The sequence below is a fragment of the Bradyrhizobium sp. P2_E8 genome, from assembly GCF_056403875.1.
The window spans coordinates 1-4,553 of sequence record NZ_JBFUES010000631.1 but is presented as its reverse complement, the minus strand read 5'-3'; the positions used below and the strand labels follow the sequence as shown (position 1 = coordinate 4,553).

General features: G+C 65.5%; 5 protein-coding genes. All 5 read right to left on the bottom strand.

The genetic code is table 11. From position 1 onward, the window contains the following. Nucleotides 1-619 (bottom strand): amidase family protein (locus AC1D00_RS28320; protein WP_477012930.1); only part of this gene is annotated, 619 nt, incomplete at its 3' end. A gap of 16 nt (nt 620-635) precedes the next feature. Further along, on the bottom strand, nt 636-1,433 hold the full coding sequence (locus AC1D00_RS28315) for an FAD binding domain-containing protein (protein WP_477012929.1): 798 nt from the start codon (nt 1,431-1,433) through the stop codon (nt 636-638). Between the two features lie 11 nt (nt 1,434-1,444). Next, complete coding sequence (locus AC1D00_RS28310) at nt 1,445-3,832, bottom strand: xanthine dehydrogenase family protein molybdopterin-binding subunit (protein ID WP_135175688.1); 2,388 nt, start codon at nt 3,830-3,832, stop codon at nt 1,445-1,447. 2 nt (nt 3,833-3,834) lie between these two features. Then, entirely contained in the window at nt 3,835-4,326 is a 492-nt protein-coding gene (locus tag AC1D00_RS28305) for a (2Fe-2S)-binding protein (RefSeq protein WP_404553470.1), read from the bottom strand. A gap of 21 nt (nt 4,327-4,347) precedes the next feature. Beyond that, nucleotides 4,348-4,553, bottom strand: a 206-nt coding sequence (locus AC1D00_RS28300) for a TOBE domain-containing protein (RefSeq protein ID WP_477012928.1), incomplete at its 5' end; no start/stop codon positions are given.

Here is a 4,553-nt window from a genome sequence, read left to right as displayed (position 1 = left end):
GCTTCAGACCGAACACACCGCAGAACGACGACGGCACGCGGATCGAACCGACGCCGTCGGTACCGATCGCGATCGGCCCACAGCCGGCGGCAACACCCGCCGCCGCGCCGCCGCTCGACCCACCGCTGGTGCGATCGAGGCGCCAGGGATTGCGTGTCGTACCAGTGACCGGACTGTCGGCCGTCAGCTTGTAACCGGACTCGCAGGTCGTGGTCTTGCAGGTGATGATCGCGCCGGATGCCTTCAGCGCCGAGACCACGGCGGCATCGACCTCGGGCACGAACGCCTTGTTCATCGGCGAGCCGGCATAGGCCGGCACGCCCGCGACGAAGACGAGATCCTTGATCGTGACCGGTACACCAGCGAGCGCCCCCTTGGCCTCTCCCGCACGCATCTCCCTGGTGAGACGGTCAGCATCCGCCCTCGCCTGCTCGTACATCGGCGTCACCACCGCGTTGCAGGCTTCGCTCGTCGCTTGAAGCGCAGCGATGGTGTCGTCGACGACATCGCGCGGGGTAAACGCCTTGCGCCGGTAGCCGGCCATGATCTCGGTTGCAGAAAGCGCGCCGAGGCCAGTCGGCGCCGGCGGGAAGGCCGTTCGGCCGGAACCATCAGTCATCATCAACCCTAAGAAGCTAGCTGAGCGCCGCGTCGACGGCGCGCTTGGCCATGACCGTGACGAGATGCGCCCGGTAATCGGCCTCGGCATGGATGTCGGAGGTGAGGCCGTCGGTGTCGATCTTGATCGCCGCGATTGCGGATGGATCAAAATTCTCCGATAGCGCCGCCTCCATCGGCGGCACCCGAAACACKCCCGGCCCAGCGCCGGTGACGGCGACGCGGACACCATCGACGAATTTCGCGACGAAGACGCCGACCAGCGCATAGCGCGACGCCGGTGCCTTGAATTTCGCGTAGCCCGCCCTCAGCGGCACCGGGAAGCGGATCGCTGTGATGATCTCGCCGGGTTCAAGCGCCGTCTCGAACAGACCAAGGAAGAATTTGTCTGCAGCGATCTCGCGCGTGCTGGTGACGATGGTGGCGCCGAGGCCAAGAACGCCGGCCGGATAGTCGGCCGCCGGATCGTTGTTCGCGACCGATCCGCCGATCGTGCCGCGGCTGCGCACGGCGGGATCGCCGATCATCGAAGCCAGCGCCGCGAGCCCCGGGATTTTCGTCTGCACGAGCTTCGAGGCCGCGACCACCGCATGCGGCGTCATCGCGCCGATGGTGATCGTCGCACCGTCGTCGGTGATACCTTTGAGACCTCCGAGCTTCGACAGATCGACCAGCGCGACCGGGCTGGCCAGCCTCTGCTTCAGCGTCGGGATCAGCGTCATGCCGCCGGCGACGAGCTTGCTGTCCTCGATCGAGGTCAGCAGTTTTGCCGCCTCGGGGATCTGGGCAGGCTGATGATAGGCAAACGGTTTCATTGTTGTCCTCCCTATTCCGCGGCGACCGGCAGCGATGCGTTCTGAAGCAGGCGCCAGATCCGGTTCGGCGTCGCCGGCATGTCGACATGGGTGACGCCAAGATGCGACAGCGCATCGACCACCGCATTGATGACGGCGGCCGGCGAGCCGATGGTGCCGACCTCGCCGCAGCCCTTCACGCCCATCGGCGTGTGCGTGCAGAGCGTGGAGTGGGTCGCGACCTTCATCATCGGCAGATGATCGGCGCGCGGCATGCAGTAGTCCATCAGCGAGCCCGACAGCAGCTGGCCCGAGCCTTCGTCGTAGACCGCGTTCTCGAACAGCGCCTGGCCGACACCCTGCACGATGCCGCCGTGCAACTGGCCTTCCACGATCATCGGGTTGATGACCGTGCCGACGTCGTCCACCGCCGTGTAGTTCACGAGAGTCACCGTGCCCGTCTCCGGATCGACCTCGACCTCGGCGATGTGGCAGCCGCCGGGATAGGTGAAGTTGACGGGATCGTAATAGGCCTGCTCCTCCAGTCCCGGCTCCAGCACTTCGAGCGGATAATTGTGCGGCACATAGGCCGCGCCCGCGATCTCCTCGAACGTCTTGGCGCGGTCCGTGCCTGCCACCGAGAACTTGCCGGCCTCGAATTGAATGTCCGCCTCGGCCGCTTCGAGCAAATGGGAAGCGATCTTCTTGCCCTTGGCGATCACCTTGTCGGTCGCCTTGGACAAAGCGGCGCCGCCGACCACCAGGGAACGCGAGCCGTAAGTGCCCATGCCGAACTGGACGCGATCGGTGTCGCCGAACACGATGTCGACATTCTCGAAGGATACGCCGAGCTTGTCCGAGACGATCTGCGCGAACGTCGTCTCGTGGCCCTGGCCGTGATTGTGCGTGCCGATCATGACCGTCACCTGGCCGGTCGGATGCACGCGCACCGTGGCGCTCTCGTAGAGACCGCCGCGCGCACCCAGCCGTCCCGCGAAACGCGACGGCGCAAGGCCGCAGGCCTCGACATAGGTCGAGTAGCCGAGCCCGCGGAACTTGCCCTTGCGCGCCGATTCCGACTTGCGGATGCCAAAGTTCTTGACGTCGGCTGCGACCAGCGCACCGTCGAGGCAGCCCATCGGATCGCCGGAATCGTACTGCACCAGAACCGGCGTCTGATACGGATAGGCCTCCTTCGGGATCATGTTGCGGCGTCGAATCTCGACGCGATCGATCCCCATCTCGCTGGCGGCGACATCGACGATGCGCTCCAGCACGAAGGTCGCCTCGGGCCGGCCTGCGCCGCGATAGGCATCAACAGGTACGGTGTTGGTGAAGACCACCTTCACGTTGCAGTAGATCGCGGGCGTGGTGTAGACGCCGCCAAGCAGGGGGCCGTAGAGATTGGTCGGGATGTTCGGCCCGAAGGTCGAGAGATAGCCGCCCATATTGGCCAGCGTGTTGACGCGGAAGGCGAGAAATTTTCCGGTTTCGTCCAGTGCGAGCTCGGCCTCGGTGACGTGATCGCGGCCGTGGCGGTCGGAGACGTAGCCCTCCGAGCGGCTCGCGACCCATTTGATCGGCCGCATCACGCGCTTGGCGGCCCAGGTGATCACGGCCTCCTCGCCGTAGTGGAACTGCTTGACACCAAAGCCGCCGCCGACATCCGGCGCCACCACGCGCAGCTTGTGCTGCGGAATGTTCAGCACCAGCGCGCCCATCAGGAAGCGTACGACGTGCGGAAACTGGCTGGTGGTCCACAGCGTGAATCGATCGGTGCCCGGCTCGTATTCGGCGATCGCCGCCCGCGGCTCCATCGGATTGCCGATCAGGCGGTTGTTGACGAGGCTGAGCTTTGCGACATGCGCCGCTTTCCGGAACGCGGCTTCGACCGCGGCCTTGTCGCCGAGCTCCCAATCGCAGCAGATATTGTTCGGCACGTCGTCGAACAGTTGCGGCGCACCGGGCCGCACCGCTTCAAGCACGCCGACGACCGAAGGCAGCACCTCGTAATCGATCTTCAAAAGCTCCGCCGCCGCATTGGCCTGTTCCGGCGTCTCGGCTATGACGAAGGCGACCATGTCGCCGACAAAACGCACCTTGTCCTGCGCGAGCATCGGAAATGGCGGCTCTTTCATCGGGACGCCCTTGGCGTCCGTGATGCCCCAACCGCAGGGCAGCGAGCCAAGTCCATCGTCGGCGACGTCATCCCCGGTCAGGACCGCAATGACACCCGACGAGGCCAGTGCCGCGCTCTTGTCGATGCCGCGCAGGATCGCATGCCCATGCGGCGAGCGCACGAATACACCGGCGGTCATGCCCGGGCGCTTGATGTCGGAGACGTAGTTGCCGCGGCCGGTGAGGAAGCGCTGGTCTTCTTTCCGCTTTGGTGACGCGCCGATCCCGATCACATTGCCCATGGTCACTCTCCCTTGGCGGCGTTCATGGCGGCAGCGCCGGCCATAACCGAGACGACGATGTTCTGGTAACCGGTGCAGCGGCAGATGTTGCCTTCGAGGCCGTGGCGGACGTCAGCCTCCGTCAGGTCCGGCTTCTCGGTGGCCAGTGCCACCGCGGTCATCAGCATGCCCGGCGTGCAGAAGCCGCATTGCAGGCCGTGATGCTCGCGAAATGCCTCCTGCATGGGATGCATCCGGTTCGAACCGGGGGCACCTTGCAGGCCCTCGATGGTGAGCAGCGTCGCGCCGTCAAGAGCCGGCGCCAGCAGCGTGCAGCTCTTCACGGGAAGTCCGTTGACGTGCACCACGCAGGCGCCGCACTGACTGGTATCGCAGCCGATATGGGTGCCGGTGAGGTTGAGCTGCTCGCGCAGGAGCTCGGCGACGAGCGTCGCCGGTTCGACGTCCACGACGGTGGGCCGGCCGTTGAGTGTGAAGGATATCTGCACGGTCATACTCCTGTGCGCGACGGGTCTCTAGGCGAGTGGAAGCGCGCTGCCGGTGGCCCATGTGGCCATCACGACATCGCCGACGGTGAARGGATCCGCGAAGAAAGTCTTTTCCGGCACATAGGCCACGAACTCGTCGTCCGGCACGGTGTCGAGCATGACCTTGACGAAGTAGCCCTGGTATTCGATCGCGCGCACCCGGCTCGGCAGCGACGTGGTGCAGCCCGGCGGCA

Coding starts and splice junctions, on each gene's coding strand:
- AC1D00_RS28310 (WP_135175688.1), bottom strand. CDS start 3,832: ATGGGCAATGTGATCGGGATCGGCGCGTCACCAAAGCGGAAAGAAGAC.
- AC1D00_RS28305 (WP_404553470.1), bottom strand. CDS start 4,326: ATGACCGTGCAGATATCCTTCACACTCAACGGCCGGCCCACCGTCGTG.